Here is an 18,439-nt window from a genome sequence, read left to right as displayed (position 1 = left end):
AAATTTCATTATGGAGAAAAAAGACAATAGCCCGGCTATCACTAAAAGCTATGCTAAAAAGATGGAAACCATCAGCCCTTTCGAACTTAAAAACAAGCTTATCGAAATGGCGGATGAAAGTATCAAGAAAATAGCGCACACCATGCTAAATGCCGGTAGAGGAAATCCGAACTGGATTGCTACCGAACCCCGTGAGGCGTTTTTCCTGTTAGGACAATTCGGCCTTTGCGAATGCCGCCGTGTATTCTCGTCGGAAGAAGGGATAGCGGGTATCCCGCAGAAAACAGGAATAGCCGCACGTTTCGAGGCTTTCTTGAAAGATAACGAAAAGACACCGGGAGCCGACTTGCTGAAAAAGGGATATAACTATATGTTGATGGAGCACGCAGCCGACCCGGACACGCTCGTTCATGAATGGGCGGAAGCTGTAATCGGTGACCAATATCCCGTGCCCGACCGTATTCTGCATTTTACGGAACTAATCGTACAGGATTATCTGGCGCAGGAGATGTGCGACCGCCGTCCGCCGAAAGGAACTTTCGACCTGTTCGCCACTGAAGGGGGAACGGCAGCCATGTGTTATCTGTTCGATTCACTGCAAGAGAATTTCCTATTGAACCAGGGGGACGCCATTGCATTGATGATTCCGGTGTTTACTCCTTATATTGAGATTCCGCAATTACGACGTTACCAATTTGAGGTCACTGAAATTTCCGCTGACCAGATGACGGCTGACGGGCTGCACACCTGGCAATACAAGGATGAGGATATCGACAAGTTAAGGAACCCGAAAATCAAGGCTTTATTCATCACCAATCCGAGTAACCCGCCCAGCTACGCACTGAGCGCTGAGACTGCGGCACGCATTGTCAACATTGTAAAGAATGACAATCCGAATCTGATGATTATTACGGATGACGTGTACGGGACATTTATCCCTCACTTCCGTTCATTGATGGCTGAATTGCCACATAATACGCTTTGCGTCTATTCTTTCTCCAAATATTTCGGAGCTACGGGATGGAGAAATGCAGTGATCGCCTTACACGAAGACAATATCTACGACAAAATGATTGCCCGCCTGTCGGAGGAGCAGAAAGAAATATTGAACAAACGTTATTCGAGCCTTGACCTGCATCCGGAGAAGATGAAGTTTATCGACCGTATGGTAGCTGACAGCCGCCAGATCGCTTTGAATCATACGGCAGGGCTCTCTCTCCCTCAGCAAATGCAGATGAGCTTGTTTTCTCTTTTCGCTCTTCTGGATAAAGAGGACCGCTATAAGATCAAGATGCAGGATATCATCCATCGCCGTTTGCACGCATTATGGGACAATACCGGATTTACACTGGTGGAGGATCCGCTGCGCGCCGGTTATTATTCGGAAATCGATATGCTGGTGTGGGCGAAGAAATTTTATGGGGATGATTTCGTCGCTTATCTGCAAAAGACATATAATCCGCTGGATGTGGTGTTCCGTCTCGCCAATGAGACTTCACTCGTATTGCTGAACGGCGGTGGCTTTGCCGGCCCCAAATGGAGTGTCCGTGTATCGCTTGCCAATCTGAATGAGGCCGATTATGCGAAAATCGGGAAAAGTATCAAACGGGTGCTGGACGAGTATGCCAAAGTATGGCAGTCATAAACAGATAATTCCTAAAGCGCAGATGAACACAGATGAACGCAAATTATCGCAGATAATATTTAATCTTTGCGTAAATCTGCGTTAATCTGCGCTTGTTTCATAGATAGTCAGACTGAAATTTCATATCTTTGTGATGAATTAACCTGTACAAAGATGAAAAAACTGATTCTATTTCTTTCGCTGATATTATCTGCCGGAATCGTATCCGCACAATCGGAAATACCTTCCGACAGTATCCGCCGCGCCCCGTCAGCTAATGTAAAAGAGTTCGGCGGTTTCTTGCTGGATATGGGGATAATGAATATCACTGCCCCCCAACTTCCCAAAACAGATCTGAGTATACCGAATGTAACCAAGGACTATAATCAGCTATTCCGCATGAATACGGATGCTATCTATTCTCAAGGATTCACAGACACCTTCTCTCCTTCATATTCCGGCTTCGGACACGGATACAATTGGGGATTTTACTCTTCACCGCAGTTTATGCAGATGGGATCTTTCAAACTGAAAAACGGAATGCAAATCAATACATACGGAGATTATGATAAAGACGGATGGAGGGTTCCCAATCGAAGCGCTATGCCTTGGGAAAAGAATAATTTTCGGGGAGCATTCGAACTAAAATCAGCCAATGGTAATTTCGGAATACGAATTGAAGTGCAACAGGGGCGCAATGTCCCCTACTAATTACCGGATATTTGCCCGGTGATATTAGAATTTCTAACTAAAAAAGTGTTTAATAAAAGGGACATTGGAATATCAAAATCTTAATCTATGTTATGAAACATACTTTTTCCCTTGGATTATTTGCAGATATCACAAAAGTCCGTACCTTTGCAATGTGTTTTTCATAGTATTAGATTTAAGGTTAACAAAGGTTGGAGCAAGGCGTTGCTCCTTTTTTTATGTCTGTACGTTACGTTTTACATATTTATTTGGAAAATATACAATAAAGCTGTATCTTTGCAGCAAAATAGAAAAACCAACGATGAACCCAATATTACAATTACATAACATTTCTCCAACTCCTGCAGGGATATCCTCTTTCTGCAATTCAAGTTGCGTACATGTACATTGGTTCAGCGGATTCATCTAAATTCACCCATTCTTTTTTACAGAAACTGCTTATCAAATTCTTTTTATTTATAAGTAGTATTTCTAATTGATTTTCAATAAGATATATTATCTTTTTGAAAACAGGTATTCAGTGTGTAATTGAATTATTCGTATAACCGAATCACCCCAATATATCATAATATGTTCTCTATTATATCCACTATGTTCTTAGGAATCGGCATTGGTTATGCATTGCGTAACTGGAGCATTCTGCAAAAGACAGAAAAGACAATTTCTCTTACAATATTCTTGTTACTCTTTATCTTGGGAGTATCTATTGGTTCTAACAGTCTGATTGTAAACAATCTCGGAAAATTCGGATGGCAAGCTATCATCCTTTCCACATCCGGTGTATTGGGAAGTCTGATTGCCGCCCGCTTAGTATTACAACTGTTTTTCAAGAAAGGAGGTAAACAATGAAAGGAAGTCTGATTGTTATATTATTCTTTTGCATAGGTTGTATCATGGGATTTTTTAATAAGTTCGAGTTCGACACACATGCTGTCTCCATGTATATACTTTACGGATTAATGTTGCAAGTAGGAATCAGTATCGGCTCTAATAAGAATTTGAAAACTATCGTTTCACATCTGCATCCCAAAATGCTATTGATTCCGTTAGGAACAATTATCGGCACACTATTGTTCTCGGCTCTGGCAAGCCTGTTGCTACACCAATGGAGTGTATTCGACTGTATGGCAGTAGGAAGCGGCTTTGCATATTACTCACTGTCCTCCATTCTTATCACTCAGTTTAAAGAACCATCTATCGGACTTCAACTGGCAACGGAACTAGGCACTATTGCCCTGCTAACCAATATCTTCCGTGAAATGACAGCATTGATTGGTACTCCGATCATCAAGAAATATTTCGGGGAGTTAGCGCCTATTTCTGTAGCCGGAGTCAATTCGATGGATGTGCTGTTACCGTCTATCAGTAGATATTCAGGAAAAGAAATGATTCCTATCGCCATTCTACACGGTATCCTGATTGACATCAGTGTTCCGGTCTTCGTTTCTTTTTTCTGTAATCTCTGAATCCTTAACTCTTAGCATTTTTCAGATATTCGCGAATAATCCCCAAAATTTCAAGCCCGTATTTCTGTACTCCCTTCGCACCGAAATAGGGTATGGCCTCCAAAGCTTCCGGAGTATCGGGCAACAAGTTTACAATCCCCATCAGGGCTTTCTGTTGCATTATGATATAAGCCGGGAGACTTACTTCGCGTGCTTTTGCCGCTCTCCATTCGGACAAGGTACGATAAAGCTCCGGGTACAGAATATCTGTAGGAACCTCAACCTTTGCTTTCGAAGAACTACGTGTACGTTCTTTACGTCCTTTCCGTTCTCTCTTCTCTTTCGGAGCTTTGGGTGAAGAATCGTCTTCAAGGCTTAACGTCACTTTAGCTTTTAACTTCAAATATCCCGTAACAGTAAAGGGTTGCCCCATCATCGCTTCCAATAAAGATTCCTTAATCCACAACGCATCGTCCAACGCTTGCAGGCGTTCATTCAACTGCTTCCTAAGTTCTTTATTATCAAGGGGCATATTCGTTTTTTCAAACAACGCGCGTACAGGTTCGAGTTCCTTACGAAAGTATCCTGCACCGGAACGAACCCGCTCCTGCAATCCCTGGTCCGCCGCATAATCATCGCTCCCATTTATCAATCGGGTATATTGATTGCGGAAACGTTGAGACACTTCCACTATCTTTTCTTTGATATGAGGAGCCAATTCTTTATACTCGGCAAGTTGTTTCGGATAAAGCTTATAGAGGTCTTCATCTATCAGGCGAAGCAGCCGCTTATAAGCTTGGTCGAGCGAATAAAAGTTGAATAAATCACTCAGTAAATCAAAGAAATAGGCCTTCTGCATATCGTGTAACTGCCGGTTGCCCGGTTTGTTTCTTTCTACTTCTTTGGTGAAGTCATCTACAGTACTATCACTGATGATAGCTTCTCTGCGCAGAGGGGATTCCAGCACCATGCCTTCCAAAGTTTTGCAACGGCTTAAGGCTACGTAGGTCTGCCCATGCGCAAAGGAATTGCGCGCATCAATAATGGCACGCTCAAACGTCAGTCCCTGACTCTTATGTATCGTAATAGCCCAAGCTAACCGGATAGGATACTGACGGAAGGTTCCTTCTATCTCTTCGGTGATTTCCTTCGTTTCTTCATTCAGCACATATTTATAATTGCCCCACTCTTCCGGCAATAACTGAAATTCATCTCCATTATCTTTTCCCCGCACAATCATCCCCGCATCATTAACGGCTGCCACTTCTCCAATCATGCCATTATAATACCGCTTTTCCGACGAGGGGTCATTTTTAAGGAACATAATCTGTGCCCCCGCTTTTATGGTGAGAACTTCGTCTGCCGGATATAAATATTCCGGAAAAGTTCCGTCTATCTCTGCACGAAAACTATAAGTCTGCCCGGGCAGAGAGGCCAATTCATTATCGTTCACCTTCTGTGCCTGATAATTATGCGTTGTCAGACGGATGTAACCTTCTTCCTTGCGAGGACGAAAACCCGGCTGATACCGACGGTTCAACTCATTCAATACTTCATCGTCCGCCTGATTCTCACGTATCTTATTCAACAAGGAAAGAAAAAAGGTATCACTCTGACGATAGACTGTTTTCAGTTCAATTGTCATATATACCGTCTCACGCAAAGCACGGCTGGCAAAGAAGTAAGGGGTTTCATAATAGTTCTTCAACATTTCCCATTCATTCTCTTTCACCACAGGGGCTAACTGCTGCAAATCTCCAATCATCAGCAATTGGACTCCACCGAAAGGCTTTTCCCTATCCCGGTATCTCCGCAGAGCCGAATCTATCGCATCCAACAAATCAGCACGCACCATACTGATCTCATCTATGACCAGCAAGTCCATGCTACGAATGATATTCCGCTTTTCTTTACTGAAACGATAGTGTGTCTGGGAAGAGTTGAACGTGGTCTCCGGAACAAAAGGTGCAAAAGATAACTGGAAAAAAGAATGAATGGTAACTCCTCCCGCATTGATAGCGGCAATACCTGTCGGTGCCAAGATAACCATACGTTTAGGACTCTGTTCCTTCAATCTTCTCAGAAATGTAGTTTTTCCGGTTCCGGCCTTTCCCGTAAGAAATAAATGCGTGCCTGTATTTTCAATGAACTGCCACGCTAGTTGCAGTTCGGGATTATTTTCCATGGGATTCAAATTTTCAACAAAGGTAACTATTATTCTTTTTCTTTCGTCTTGATACGAAAGAAAAAGAACCAAAAAGAAAGAATAAGAATATTATTTCATAGAGCCCCCCACAATATCCAACAGCTCATTTGTAATAGCCTGCTGACGACTCTTGTTATATTGCTTCGTCAAATCCTGAATCAACTCGTTCGCATTATCCGTAGCTACCTGCATAGCTAATGTACGGGCAGCGTGTTCCGATGTGTTCGAGTCAACGGCTGCTGTAAATAGTTTCTGGCTTAATACAGTTGGGATTAGGTTGGCAATCAGTTCTTCAGCGTTGGGTTCGATGATGTAGTCGTTGGCGACTTCACGTCTTTCCGCCTCCCCTTTTGTCCTTTTGCTCCTCATTCATCTGCTCCTTGTTTTGTTCTTCTTCATCTATGATATGTGTCAGATCGATGGGAAGATACGTTTCACGAAGGAGGATTTGCGTACCCATAGACTTAAAATGATGATAGATAATTTCCACACGGTCTATTTCGCCGGATACAAACATCCCCATCAGACGATGAGCCAAGTCGGCAGCTTCCTGATAAGTCGGTTTGTCAGATAAGGTGGGCGAAGTTTCCTGCGGTTGGAATCCCATGCGTTTTACAGCTTCATCTACTTTCTTGCCTATTGGAAATATCAAGATATTGTCTTGCCCGAGAGTGCGATATTCACCTACCGTTTGCAATAACATTTTTATCACATTGGCATTGAAAGCACCACAAAGAGACGTATTCGAAGAGAAGGCGACAATTGCCACACGCTTCACTTCGCGCTCCTTCACGTAGGGAGATTCGATAGGAAGGTCCGCACTCAGAAAGTTAGTCAGAATCTTGTTCAACTTCTTCTGATAAGGCAACATATTCTCAATGGCTCCTTGTGCCTTATGTAATTTGGCAGAAGCCACCATCTTCATTGCTGAAGTGATTTTTCGGGTACTCTTTACCGAATTTATTCTGGTTTTTACTTCTTTCAGTGAAGCCATAATTTTTTTAATTAAGAATGAAAAATTAAGAATGAAGAATTTACTATGCAGTATAGTCAAATAGTTAATAATAAGAATTCTTCATTCTTTATTCCTATATTTCTATAAGTATTGTTTGGCAACCATAGCGGCGGTTTCCTCGATGGCATTGGTTACACTATCATCGATAACGCCTGTCTTTAAGACATCCAACACATCCTGCTGGTGATTCAGTTGCAGAGATTCGATGAAGCTACGTTCAAAGTCCTGTACCTTATCCAATGGGACATCATGAAGAAGTCCGTGCGTACCGCAATAGAGAATAGCAATCTGCTGTTCTACGGGCATTGGGCTGTATTGAGGTTGAATCAAAAGTTGGGCGTTCTTACGTCCCTTATCAATCGTCAAGGCGGTAATCGGATCCATATCACTGCTGAACTTAGAGAAAGCTTCCAGCTCACGATATTGGGCTTGGTCAATCTTCAATGTTCCGGCTACCTTCTTCATGGCCTTAATCTGTGCGTTACCACCTACACGGGATACGGAGATACCCACATTGATAGCCGGACGGACACCCTGATTAAAGAGATCGGTTTCGAGGAAGATCTGTCCATCAGTAATGGAAATCACATTCGTCGGGATATAGGCCGAAACGTCTCCTGCCTGTGTCTCGATGATAGGCAATGCGGTAAGGGAACCTCCTCCTTTGACTATATCCTTCAAGCTGTCCGGCAGGTCATTCATTTCGCGCGCCACTTCTTCCTGACTGATAATCTTCGCCGCGCGTTCCAACAAACGGGAATGCAGATAGAAGATGTCACCCGGATACGCTTCACGTCCCGATGGACGGCGGAGAATCAGAGATACCTCACGATAAGCTACCGCCTGCTTGGAAAGGTCATCATACACAACCAGCGCATGACGGCCGGTATCACGGAAATACTCACCGATGGCTGCACCCGCAAATGGCGCATAGTATTGTAGCGCGGCCGGGTCACCGGCTGTAGCGGCTACTACAATCGTATAGTCCAACGCTCCATTCTCACGAAGTGTATTTACGATAGAAGCGACTGTAGAACCTTTCTGTCCGATTGCCACATAGATGCAGTATACAGGATCGCCTGCCAGAAAATTGCTACGCTGATTGATGATCGCATCAATCGCAATAGCCGTCTTTCCCGTCTGACGGTCACCGATAATCAACTCACGTTGACCACGCCCGATAGGAATCATGGCATCAACTGCCTTCAATCCGGTCTGTAATGGCTGATTGACAGGCTGACGGTAAATTACTCCCGGAGCTTTCCGTTCCAACGGCATATCATAAAGTTCACCGCCAACCAGCCCTTTGCCGTCGAGCGGTTCACCCAACGGGTCGATGACACGTCCCAACATCCCCTCGCCTACACGAATGGAGGCGATGCGTTTTGTACGTTTCACAATAAACCCTTCTTTGATTCTGTCCGTCGGACCCAGTAATACAGCACCCACGTTGTCCTCTTCGAGGTTCATCACGATTGCTTTGATACCATTGTCGAACTCCAGCAATTCATTCGCTTCGGCGTTCCGCAGTCCATAGATACGGACTACACCGTCGCTCACCTGAAGCACCGTACCGATTTCGTCAAGCTGCACATTGGCATTAATCCCTTCGAGCTGCTTGCGCAATATATCGGATACTTCGCTTACTCTTATATTTTCAGACATTATACAATTCTCCTATTCTTATCAATAAATTGTTGTTTCACTCGCTTTAACTGCGTAGCAACGCTCGCATCCAAACGGTAATCGTTGATATCGAAAATAAATCCACCCTCAATGGACGGGTCTACTACCGTTTCCAACTCCATCTGCGCATGCAGGATATGCGCTGCCGCAGAACGAATCCGATCCGATGTCGCTTTATCAACGTCAACAGCCGTAATCAGTTTACCGACTCCGATATGTTTCAACTTCCGATACAGGTCCAGGTACATCAGGCCGATAAATTGCAGATAACCTTCACGCCTGTTTTTTAATACCAAAGTGATAAAACGGATAAACTCTCTGGTTGATGTACCTTCACCATCGGCAGCCGTACAAACCAACGCTAATTTCTCCTTAATCGCAATGACCGGATTATCAAGTGCCTCACGCAGTCCGGGTTGTGCACAAAAACTGTGAGACAGAGTGAGGAATTCCTGATATACCCTGTCTTCCACTCCTTTTTCCTGCGCGTATTCAATCATCGCTTTTGCATAACGCATTGAGAGTATTCCGACTTCCATTTTCCTTAGTTCTTATTCGGGGTTAATACTTCATCCAGCATACGGTCGATCATCCCCATCTGTGCTTCCTTATCTGCAAGATTCTTGCGGAGCACTTTCTCGGCAATGTCCACCGAAAGGACAGCCACCTGACGACGGATGTCGCGGATAGCCTCGTCTTTCTCTATCTGGATTTGTTGCTTCACCGCATCAAGTTCTTTTTGTGCGGCTATCTCGGCTTGCTTACGGGCCTCGTGAACAATTTTGTCACGTTCTTCCATTGCTTCCCTCAAGATGCGTCCTTGTTCCTTGTTGGCAGCAGCCACCAACGCGTCACCCTCTTCTTTCAGTCTGGACAACTGTGCATTGGCTTCCCTCGCCACCTCCAAAGACTGGTCGATATAGGTTTTACGGCCTTCCACCATTTTTATAATGACGGGGAAGCCGTATTTCGCCAATATCACGAACACAATCCCGAATGAGAGGAACATCCAGAACAACAGGCCACTATCAGGTAATAGTAATGACATAAGCTTAGAGGAAGAATACCAATAGACAAACAACTACCGCCAACAGTGCCACACCTTCAATCAAAGCGGCGGCGATAATCATATTCATACGAATGTCACCTGAGGCTTCCGGCTGGCGTGCGATAGCTTCCATTGCCGAGCCACCAATTTTACCAATACCCAAACCAGCTCCGATTACTGCAAGACCTGCACCGATAGCTGCACCTAATTTACTTACTCCTACTGCTGCTGCAGTGGCTTGTAACAATACTGATAGTAACATAATTTTCAGTTTTAAAATGGTTTATATTTTCTCTCGTTTAATTATTTATTTCTCTTCCGCTTTTACTTTGGCTCCTTCCTGCGCCAACCCGATAAACACAGCCGACAACATGGTGAATACGTATGCCTGGATGAAAGCGACCAACAATTCAAGCGCATTCATAAAGATGTTGAACAATACGGAGGCTACTGTCAGCGTGCCGTTCAAGGCAGGTCCCATACTTGCCGAGATAAATATCAAGCAAGTAAGCACCAACATTGCCATGTGTCCCGCCAGCATATTGGCAAAAAGACGGATCATCAAAGCAAACGGTTTTGTAAAGATCCCGAAGAACTCGATAAACGGCATCATCGGCACAGGCACTTTCAGCCACCAAGGAACATCAGGCCAGAAAATATCTTTCCAGTAATGCTTCGTTCCGAAAATGTTGACCGCCAGAAACGTGCATACGGCAAGTACCATTGTGATAGCAATATTTCCCGTCACATTCGCACCTCCGGGAAAGAACGGGATCAGTCCCATCATATTATTGATAAAGATGAAAAAGAATGCCGTCAGCAGATAGGGGGCAAATTTCCGGTAATTAGGACCGACACAGCTTTTAATAATGTCGTCATTCACCATCATAATGAACATTTCCATGAATCCGATAAATCCTCCCGGAGCTTTGGCTCCCTGCGGACGTTTTCTGTACCAGTGCGCCACACTCAGGACGATTACCAGCAACAATACACTATTGAACAGTAAGGCGAATGTAACTTTCGTAATGGATATATCCCAAGGACGGACTTGTTCGCCCGCCGCATTGTATTCCACCAGTTTGCCCTCGTACTTACTTCCTTCCGGAGCTATCGAAAGCCCCTCATACGTGCCTCCGTTCTCTTCGAGACGAGAAGAAAGGAACACATGCCAGCCTGTACTATTACTATAAACAATAATAGGTAATGGTATAGTAATGTGCGTTTTACCCCACGTGGTAATATGCCATTCGTAAGAGTCGCCGATATGTCCGAATACGATTTCCTTCACGTCCACCGTATTCTCCTGTTCCTCTTTCGGAGTAATCACATCCTGCACCTGTGAAGTCGCTTCTCCCTGCTCTTGTGCAAAGCCGGGCAGACCGGACACCATCATCAGACAGAACAATATCAACGGAGCCATTATGTTATGCAACTGTTTCATTTTTCTTCTTATTTTGCTTTTTCCGTTTCTGATTCACCTCAAAAGAGAAAAAGAACCAGGTTTCGAATATCAGATATATCAAATAGAATGAGATAAACGTCAGCAAAAAAGCCTTAGCCTCTTCGCGCACGGTTATACAATAAATCAGGACTAAAATGATAGAAAGAATCATCTTTACCATCTTTATTGCCAGATACAACAGTAACATTTTCTGGGGAGCGTGCAGCCGACACGCATCGAACATATAGATACTAAACAAACCGAATAGATAAAAATAGACCGGAATAAACGGGTATCCTCCGAAATAGTGTCCCGGCAGAGCGATATGCAAAATAACCGCTCCCAATCCTGCACCTATGATTGCAAACAGCGTATGCAACCCGATAAAATTTCGTTTCGTTTTCGTAATGTTCACCATGTCACTGTGTTTTTCTTAATATATTGTCTTCTGTCAGCCGACTGTCACCCGTCTGTCAGGGAGATGCAAGCGGAAACCGTACCGTCACTCAGTTCGACAAAACCACCCTGAATATCTATCGTACGCTCCTCGCCTTCCATCGTCGTGTAACTCAACGTACCCGCTTGCAATGACGAGACGATAGGCGCATGTCCGGGAAGAATAGAAAACGAACCAACCGTCCCCGGCAATGTGACAATCTTCACATCTCCGTCGAATATGCTCTTTTCGGGCGATACTATACTCAAATGCAGTTCTTTCATCCTTCTTATGTTTTTATTTCTTTGCCTGTTCAAGCAGTTTCTTACCTTTCTCTATCGCTTCCTCGATTGTTCCGACATTCAAGAATGCCTGTTCAGGGAGATAATCAACCTCGCCATCCAAAATCATCTTAAAGCCTTTAATCGTATCTTCGATCGTCACCATTACGCCCGGTACACCCGTAAACTGCTCGGCTACGGCAAACGGCTGCGACAGGAAGCGCTGCACACGGCGGGCACGGTTCACGACCGTCTTGTCCTCTTCCGACAGTTCTTCCATACCAAGTATGGAGATAATATCCTGTAGTTCCTTATTACGCTGGAGAATCTGCTTTACCTGTTGCGCTACATCGTAATGTTCCTGACCGACAATATGCGGATCGAGGATACGGGATGTAGAAGCCAATGGGTCTACAGCCGGGTAAATACCAAGCTCTGTAATCTTACGGTCGAGCACGGTCGTCGCGTCCAAATGGCTGAAAGTAGTTGCAGGAGCCGGGTCTGTCAAGTCATCGGCAGGCACATATACAGCCTGTACAGAAGTAATAGAACCTTTACGGGTAGAAGTGATACGTTCTTGCATGGCGCCCATTTCCGTAGCCAATGTCGGTTGGTAACCAACGGCGGAAGGCATACGTCCCAAAAGAGCGGATACTTCCGAACCGGCCTGCGTAAAACGGAAAATATTATCTATAAAGAACAGGATATCACGCTTCTCGCCTTCTTTTCCGGCATCACGGAATGATTCCGCTACCGTCAGTCCGGACAATGCAACGGAAGCACGTGCGCCCGGCGGTTCATTCATCTGACCGAATACCAAAGATACCTGCGATTTCTCCAACTCGTTATAATCGACTTTTGAAAGATCCCAGTGACCTTTCTCCATACCTTCCTTGAACGCTTCACCATAGCGGATAACGCCCGATTCGATCATCTCGCGCAGCAAGTCATTACCTTCACGGGTACGTTCACCTACTCCGGCAAATACAGAAAAGCCGTTGTGCTTTTTGGCTATGTTATTGATAAGTTCCTGAATCAATACAGTTTTTCCTACACCGGCCCCGCCAAACAAACCGATCTTACCACCTTTGGCATACGGTTCGAGCAGGTCGATTACCTTGATACCTGTGAAGAGTACTTCCTGCACAGTTGTCAAATCTTCAAACTTAGGGGGGTCGCGGTGAATGGAATATGCACCTTCACGGTCGAGTCCTTTCATACCATCAATAGAATCACCGACTACATTCATCAATCGTCCTTTAATCTGTTCGCCAATCGGCATTGTGATGGGACCTCCGGTGGGATATACCTTTAAGCCGCGTTGAAGCCCATCGGTACTGTCCATTGCTACGGTACGTACCGTATTTTCACCGATATGCTGCTGAACCTCTACAATCAGTATTTTGCCGTTTGGCCTCTTTATCTCCAATGCATCATGAATGCTTGGTAACACCATTTCTGCATCCGTACCTTCAAAGTACACATCGACCACAGGGCCGATCACCTGCGAGATATGTCCGATAATCTGTGACATAAGCAATCTTTTATTTATATTATTCTTCTCTATTCCTATTGAAAAAATAGTATGACAAGGAACGTTTCGCGTTTTACCTGTTTCACTATTATAATAACAGCTAAGTTCAGCTTTTGTTCAACTATTTTCTATATCAGATAAACTTCTGCCCTTAGAAATAGTTAAATAAACAACTGCGCAAATGTAGAAACAATTCTGTGTCATTGTTCTTCCTTTTTCATTATTTGTTGTTCGATAACACTTATTAGACCTACAATAACTACAAATTGACCAATTTAGACAAAATCCAACTACAAATCAATACCAAAATAAGCTTGAAGATAATAATTCATCAATAAACTAAAAACACTCATTCAGTTTCCTATCTCTTTGTTAAAAATCAACGGATTAGCAATTTTACAAAATAGTGGCAAGAACAACTAGTTTTGTGCTCGAGCACTATAAATTCCATTTTTCGGATATTCCTTAATAAAGTTTAAAGATGGGGCTCTATTTTTCAATTATCCATTTCTCCATATTCTGCATTTCCACACTAAAGTTCACATCATATTTATAAAACAAAAATTTAAATACGCCGATAATATGTATATTATCCATTTTTTACTGTAATTTTGCACTACTAATATAAAACACTCAAAATGATGAAGAAAATACTGTTACTCGGTTCCGGCGAACTAGGAAAAGAATTTGTAATTTCAGCTCAACGTAAAGGCCAGCACATCATTGCTTGCGACTCCTATGCAGGAGCACCGGCTATGCAAGTGGCCGATGAATTTGAAATATTCGATATGCTGAACGGTGAAGAATTGGAACGCGTAGTGAAGAAGCATCGTCCGGACATTATCGTTCCGGAGATTGAGGCAATTCGCACAGAACGTTTATACGACTTCGAAAAAGAAGGCATTCAGGTAGTTCCCAGTGCTCGTGCCGTGAACTTCACCATGAACCGTAAAGCCATTCGCGACCTTGCCGCCCAAGAACTCGGACTGAAAACAGCCAAATACTTCTATGCCAAAACCCTGGAAGAACTGAAAGAAGCTGCCGATAAAATCGGTTTCCCTTGTGTCGTTAAACCGTTGATGTCTTCTTCCGGCAAAGGACAATCGCTTGTGAAGAGTGCCGACGAACTCGAACACGCCTGGGAATACGGATGCAGTGGCAGTCGTGGCGATATCCGTGAGCTTATCATTGAAGAATTTATCAAGTTCGACAGCGAAATCACCCTGCTCACCGTTACCCAAAAGAACGGTCCTACCCTCTTCTGCCCTCCCATCGGACACGTGCAGAAAGGTGGCGATTATCGTGAAAGTTTCCAGCCCGCACATATTGATCCCGCCCATTTGAAAGAAGCGGAAGAGATGGCCGAAAAAGTAACCCGTGCATTGACAGGCGCAGGACTTTGGGGAGTTGAGTTCTTCCTAAGCCACGAGAACGGAGTTTATTTCTCCGAACTTTCTCCTCGTCCGCATGATACTGGTATGGTGACATTGGCGGGTACACAAAACCTGAATGAGTTCGAGCTACATTTACGTGCCGTACTCGGTCTGCCTATTCCCGGCATCAAACAAGAACGGATAGGCGCAAGCGCTGTGATCCTTTCCCCGATTGCCAGCCAGGAACGCCCGCAATATCGTGGCATGGAAGAAGTGACGAAAGAAGAAGATACCTACCTCCGCATATTCGGCAAACCGTTTACCCGCGTCAACCGCCGCATGGGAGTAGTGCTTTGCTATGCTCCGCTGAATGCCGATTTGGATGCCCTGCGTAATAAGGCCAAGAGAATTGCCGAGAAAGTAGAGGTTTATTAAAACCGGAAGGAAAATAAGGAATCATGGAGAATTAGAAGAATAATAGAGAAAATAAAAAGAGGGTGTCAACGGATACCCTCTTTTATTTTCTCTATAAAAAACTACCGCCTATCGTTTCTTGCTCAAAAAACGCTTTGCCAAATACTTACGTAAAGGTTCGTCATAGAATTTCAAGCTTAGATAAGCTAGTACAATACACAATGCATAAACACATAAAGCTACCTGCCAAGTCTCACCCAGCGTATAGAGTTGATTCTTAATCAGCCATGCATAGAACAGATACATCAACGGATAGTGTATCACGTAGATCGGATAAGATATATCTCCCAAGAACTTACATATCTGCGTTGACTGCTTATCCGTCGTACTTCCCGACGCACCCAGCCACACAAGGATAGGGAAAGCAACGACAATGCAAAACGCTTCATACACACCGTTCGTACAAACCGGCTCTGCACCCTCCAAATAAGGAACGGAAAACAGGGCAATCAATGCAAGGGTACATATCCAGAAAGCGCCTTTCACTTTCACAGGTTTGAAGTTGCGGGATAAAAGCATACCTAAAGAGAAAGGGAAAAGCATTCTCAATGATCCGCCCAGAAAGTTCACGCCATCCAACGTCCATCCTACCCCAATGTTTCCATAAGTGGAGACATCAAAGATGGCGAACAACGTCAACGCCACCCCCAGCAATACCACCATCACAGCCAACGCCTTATTAGACAGACGGCGAATGAATAACGCATAAAGGATATTGCCTATATACTCGAAAAACAACGACCAGCACGGCCCGTTCAACGGAAACATCTCGCCATTGCCACGAACCTCATAGCCCGCACCCGGCATGGCAGGAATGAAAAATACCGTGCAAAGAAGAGACAACATCACCATGGATATGGCAACGTGCGTTCCATCCCATTGCACAGAACCCTGAATGCAGAACGTGATAGCTCCCAGAACAGCCCCCAGAACAACCATAGGATGAAGACGTATCAACCGGCGTTTAAAGAAATCTTTCATGGTGAGACTCTTACCCCAACGGTCATCGTAAGCGTAACCGATCACAAAACCCGAAAGGATAAAAAAGAAATCCACGGCTAAATATCCGTGATTCAGAGTTTCAATAGCACTATTACCGGCAAAAGCGAAGCCCTCGAATACGTGATACCATATCACCATAAGAGCTGCCACACCGCGAAGTCCGTCAAGAAGTTCATAATGAGCCTTGGTATCTGAAAAGGCTGAAGCAGAAATGTTCGACATTTGTTTTTCTATTAGTAAGTTAGTATTTTCAGAGGGCAAAGATACGGTTTGCGCTACGAAGTTTCTTTGCTCTAAAGCAAAAAAGCCCGGCTAATCGCTATTTTTTAGCACGTACCCGGCTAAGGGTATAGATGGAAATGCCCAGAAAGGCAGCCACATATTTCAGTTTCACCCGGTTTATCAGTCCGGGATAGCGACGGTTGAACTGTTCGTAACGTTCTTTGGGCGAAAGTTGAAGGCGCTCCACAAACATATGGCTAAGCTCCTTATTCACATTCTGATGCAGGATTCTTCCCCAGTTAGCTATGTCGATATATGTTTCGTAAAGGGCATTCAGCTTGTCGATGTGGATGACGTAGATTTTGCAATCGGAAAGCGTTTCAACGCTTTCTACCGATGGTTGCTGATAGTAGAGCGAATCCATGCCGAACGTAACGTCGCCCTCCTGACTGAACCACGTAGTGGTGTCCTCTCCGTTGTGGTGGAATACGGAACGGGTGATACCCTCTTCAATAAAATAAACCAGACGGTCTGTGACACCTGACTGAACGATACGGGTATCTTTGGGATAATACCTTAATTCCATATTCGCCTGAAGCGCCTGAAGTGCTTCATCGGAAACCGGATAGATTTGCTCGATTTTACGAATGATATTTTCCATTTGGGGGAATGGTGTATTGGGAGTTAATGACGTACTTTAGGATATTTATTATTAAAACGGAAACCAAGACCGAGCATCAGATAATTAGGGGTCTGGAAATTCTGGAGATTGTAGCCAATGTGAAGGAATGAATTCCGGGTGACATTGATCTTCAACGCAAAGACCTGATACAGTCCGCGTAAATCGCCACGCCCCAGCACATTCGTTCCCAAGCCGACACCGATGGTAAAAAACGGCATCACGTATTCGGCCCGTCCGGAAAGTCCCAACGCAAGCTGATGCTGGATGCCCGGCACAAGAAATTTACGACGGGAGGAACCGCTGCCTGCATCGTACTCCACCAGCGCATCTTCGGTGTATACATTGGCACTACCGTCATAGACACCATCCAGCGAAATCCCGAAACGCAACTTATAGTTGAGGTTATACATCGGAGCAAAGTTGAATCCCGCTACAGGATAGCTGCCCGGTGATGCAATCTGTTTCTCGCCTACATAGACACCTTTGCGGCGCCACGAGCCGAACAACACAAGGTCATAACTGATGTGTCGCGGAAAACGGGGAACGTAGGGATGAACCAATGATTTAGTGAGGTCGGCTTCTTCCCGGTTGAAGTTGTACACCAGTCCGATTTTCGCTCCGGTGGTGTTGACACCTGCATTAGGAAACTTGGTGTTGCCGTTGGAGAAATGCGTGAAGTCTCCGCCGATGATAAAGTCGAAATAACGGGAAAGCGACCAGTTAAGGTAGATACCTGCGTTGAGGTAGGCATTCACCCGTGAGCCTACGGCTCCGTTGTAGGAATTGTAATCGTTGTCATAAGGCTGCCATCTGGCAGAGATACCGAAGTTCCATTCGTAATTGAGTGAAAGGCGGGGATGGAAACGGGCAATGCGTGCACCTTGAAAGACGTAGAACGTCATCGGATCACCCAACTGCTTTTTATCGCCAAAAGTGGTGAAGGCCAAGCCGAAACCTTGATAGGCTCCGCCATAGATGCGGTCAGCACAGGTGTTGGGACGATACTTGAAAGAATATTTCAGATGAGCGGCAAATGAACTCTGGATGGGTTTCCACCGTTCGTTCTCACCTTGCAGGAAAGGATTGGTGGGGAATACGTATTGTGGCCGCGCCTCTATCCCCAACCGGTGAATGAAAGGTTGGTCTGCCTCCTGCGCACAAAGCGAAGTAAAAGGGAAAAGCAAGGCGGAACAGATTACAACGATTTCCCATCCGGGTATCTTCACTCTCATAAATAGTCTGGTTAGTCTTTTCTG

Annotated in this window: 17 protein-coding genes and 1 pseudogene; 5 read left to right on the top strand and 13 right to left on the bottom strand. The window is 44.7% G+C overall.

Features of this window, described 5'->3' with window-relative positions; genetic code table 11:
* Positions 1-10 precede the first annotated feature (10 nt).
* The 4 genes from aspD to BACFIN_RS06785 all read left to right on the top strand — a co-directional run bounded on the left by aspD (position 11) and on the right by BACFIN_RS06785 (position 3,801).
* The gene (gene aspD, locus BACFIN_RS06765) at positions 11-1,645 is read left to right on the top strand and encodes an aspartate 4-decarboxylase (RefSeq protein ID WP_007755299.1); all 1,635 of its coding nucleotides are present in this window, start codon (positions 11-13) and stop codon (positions 1,643-1,645) included.
* Positions 1,646-1,798: 153 nt separating this feature from the next.
* A complete protein-coding gene (locus BACFIN_RS06770) occupies positions 1,799-2,335 on the top strand; it encodes a hypothetical protein (protein WP_007755296.1) in 537 nt (178 codons plus the stop codon).
* Positions 2,336-2,905: 570 nt separating this feature from the next.
* Complete coding sequence (locus tag BACFIN_RS06780; protein ID WP_032839737.1) at positions 2,906-3,184, top strand: LysO family transporter; 279 nt, start codon at positions 2,906-2,908, stop codon at positions 3,182-3,184.
* Entirely contained in the window at positions 3,181-3,801 is a 621-nt protein-coding gene (locus BACFIN_RS06785; RefSeq protein WP_007755286.1) for a lysine exporter LysO family protein, read from the top strand. The genes BACFIN_RS06780 and BACFIN_RS06785 overlap by 4 nt, the downstream gene beginning before the upstream one ends.
* 4 nt (positions 3,802-3,805) lie before the next feature.
* Here BACFIN_RS06785 and BACFIN_RS06790 read toward each other — a convergent pair whose 3' ends face one another.
* The 10 genes and pseudogenes from BACFIN_RS06790 to atpD all read right to left on the bottom strand — a co-directional run bounded on the left by BACFIN_RS06790 (position 3,806) and on the right by atpD (position 13,430).
* Positions 3,806-5,965 (bottom strand): HRDC domain-containing protein, encoded by a 2,160-nt coding sequence (locus tag BACFIN_RS06790; RefSeq protein WP_032839752.1) that lies wholly within the window; start codon positions 5,963-5,965, stop codon positions 3,806-3,808.
* Between the two features lie 90 nt (positions 5,966-6,055).
* Positions 6,056-6,980, bottom strand: a pseudogene (locus BACFIN_RS20880) (F0F1 ATP synthase subunit gamma).
* A 102-nt stretch (positions 6,981-7,082) separates the two neighbouring features.
* Entirely contained in the window at positions 7,083-8,666 is a 1,584-nt protein-coding gene (gene atpA, locus BACFIN_RS06795) for a F0F1 ATP synthase subunit alpha (protein ID WP_007755263.1), read from the bottom strand.
* A complete protein-coding gene (locus tag BACFIN_RS06800) occupies positions 8,666-9,226 on the bottom strand; it encodes a F0F1 ATP synthase subunit delta (protein ID WP_007755261.1) in 561 nt (186 codons plus the stop codon). The genes atpA and BACFIN_RS06800 overlap by 1 nt, the downstream gene beginning before the upstream one ends.
* 5 nt (positions 9,227-9,231) lie before the next feature.
* Entirely contained in the window at positions 9,232-9,735 is a 504-nt protein-coding gene (atpF, locus tag BACFIN_RS06805) for a F0F1 ATP synthase subunit B (protein ID WP_007755259.1), read from the bottom strand.
* A 4-nt stretch (positions 9,736-9,739) separates the two neighbouring features.
* Complete coding sequence (gene atpE, locus BACFIN_RS06810) at positions 9,740-9,997, bottom strand: ATP synthase F0 subunit C (protein ID WP_004295758.1); 258 nt, start codon at positions 9,995-9,997, stop codon at positions 9,740-9,742.
* Between the two features lie 45 nt (positions 9,998-10,042).
* Complete coding sequence (gene atpB, locus BACFIN_RS06815) at positions 10,043-11,179, bottom strand: F0F1 ATP synthase subunit A (RefSeq protein WP_007755254.1); 1,137 nt, start codon at positions 11,177-11,179, stop codon at positions 10,043-10,045.
* A complete protein-coding gene (locus tag BACFIN_RS06820; RefSeq protein WP_007755251.1) occupies positions 11,163-11,597 on the bottom strand; it encodes a hypothetical protein in 435 nt (144 codons plus the stop codon). Before BACFIN_RS06820 ends, atpB begins: the two co-directional genes overlap by 17 nt.
* A 44-nt stretch (positions 11,598-11,641) precedes the next feature.
* Positions 11,642-11,899: an ATP synthase F1 subunit epsilon gene (atpC, locus tag BACFIN_RS06825; RefSeq protein WP_007755248.1), complete on the bottom strand. Its 258-nt coding sequence runs from the start codon at positions 11,897-11,899 to the stop codon at positions 11,642-11,644.
* A gap of 13 nt (positions 11,900-11,912) precedes the next feature.
* Positions 11,913-13,430 (bottom strand): F0F1 ATP synthase subunit beta, encoded by a 1,518-nt coding sequence (atpD, locus tag BACFIN_RS06830; protein ID WP_007755245.1) that lies wholly within the window; start codon positions 13,428-13,430, stop codon positions 11,913-11,915.
* 641 nt (positions 13,431-14,071) lie between these two features.
* On the opposite strand from atpD, the gene purT reads away from it, so the two are divergent.
* Positions 14,072-15,238 carry a formate-dependent phosphoribosylglycinamide formyltransferase gene (gene purT / locus BACFIN_RS06835; protein WP_022276405.1) on the top strand — a complete coding sequence of 389 codons (1,167 nt, stop codon included), beginning with the start codon at positions 14,072-14,074 and terminating at the stop codon, positions 15,236-15,238.
* 108 nt (positions 15,239-15,346) lie between these two features.
* Here the strand turns inward: purT and BACFIN_RS06840 are convergent, their stop codons facing one another.
* The 3 genes from BACFIN_RS06840 to BACFIN_RS06850 all read right to left on the bottom strand — a co-directional run bounded on the left by BACFIN_RS06840 (position 15,347) and on the right by BACFIN_RS06850 (position 18,415).
* Positions 15,347-16,501 carry an acyltransferase family protein gene (locus BACFIN_RS06840; protein ID WP_007755239.1) on the bottom strand — a complete coding sequence of 385 codons (1,155 nt, stop codon included), beginning with the start codon at positions 16,499-16,501 and terminating at the stop codon, positions 15,347-15,349.
* Between the two features lie 97 nt (positions 16,502-16,598).
* On the bottom strand, positions 16,599-17,162 hold the full coding sequence (locus BACFIN_RS06845) for a Crp/Fnr family transcriptional regulator (protein WP_007755234.1): 564 nt from the start codon (positions 17,160-17,162) through the stop codon (positions 16,599-16,601).
* A 23-nt stretch (positions 17,163-17,185) separates the two neighbouring features.
* Entirely contained in the window at positions 17,186-18,415 is a 1,230-nt protein-coding gene (locus BACFIN_RS06850) for an acyloxyacyl hydrolase (protein WP_007755231.1), read from the bottom strand.
* Between the last annotated feature and the right edge of the window lie 24 nt (positions 18,416-18,439).

Source organism: Bacteroides finegoldii DSM 17565 (assembly GCF_000156195.1).
Taxonomy (GTDB): Bacteria; Bacteroidota; Bacteroidia; order Bacteroidales; family Bacteroidaceae; genus Bacteroides; species Bacteroides finegoldii.
The sequence above is the reverse complement of the archived record's forward strand: the minus strand, read 5'-3'. Positions and strand labels throughout refer to the sequence as shown.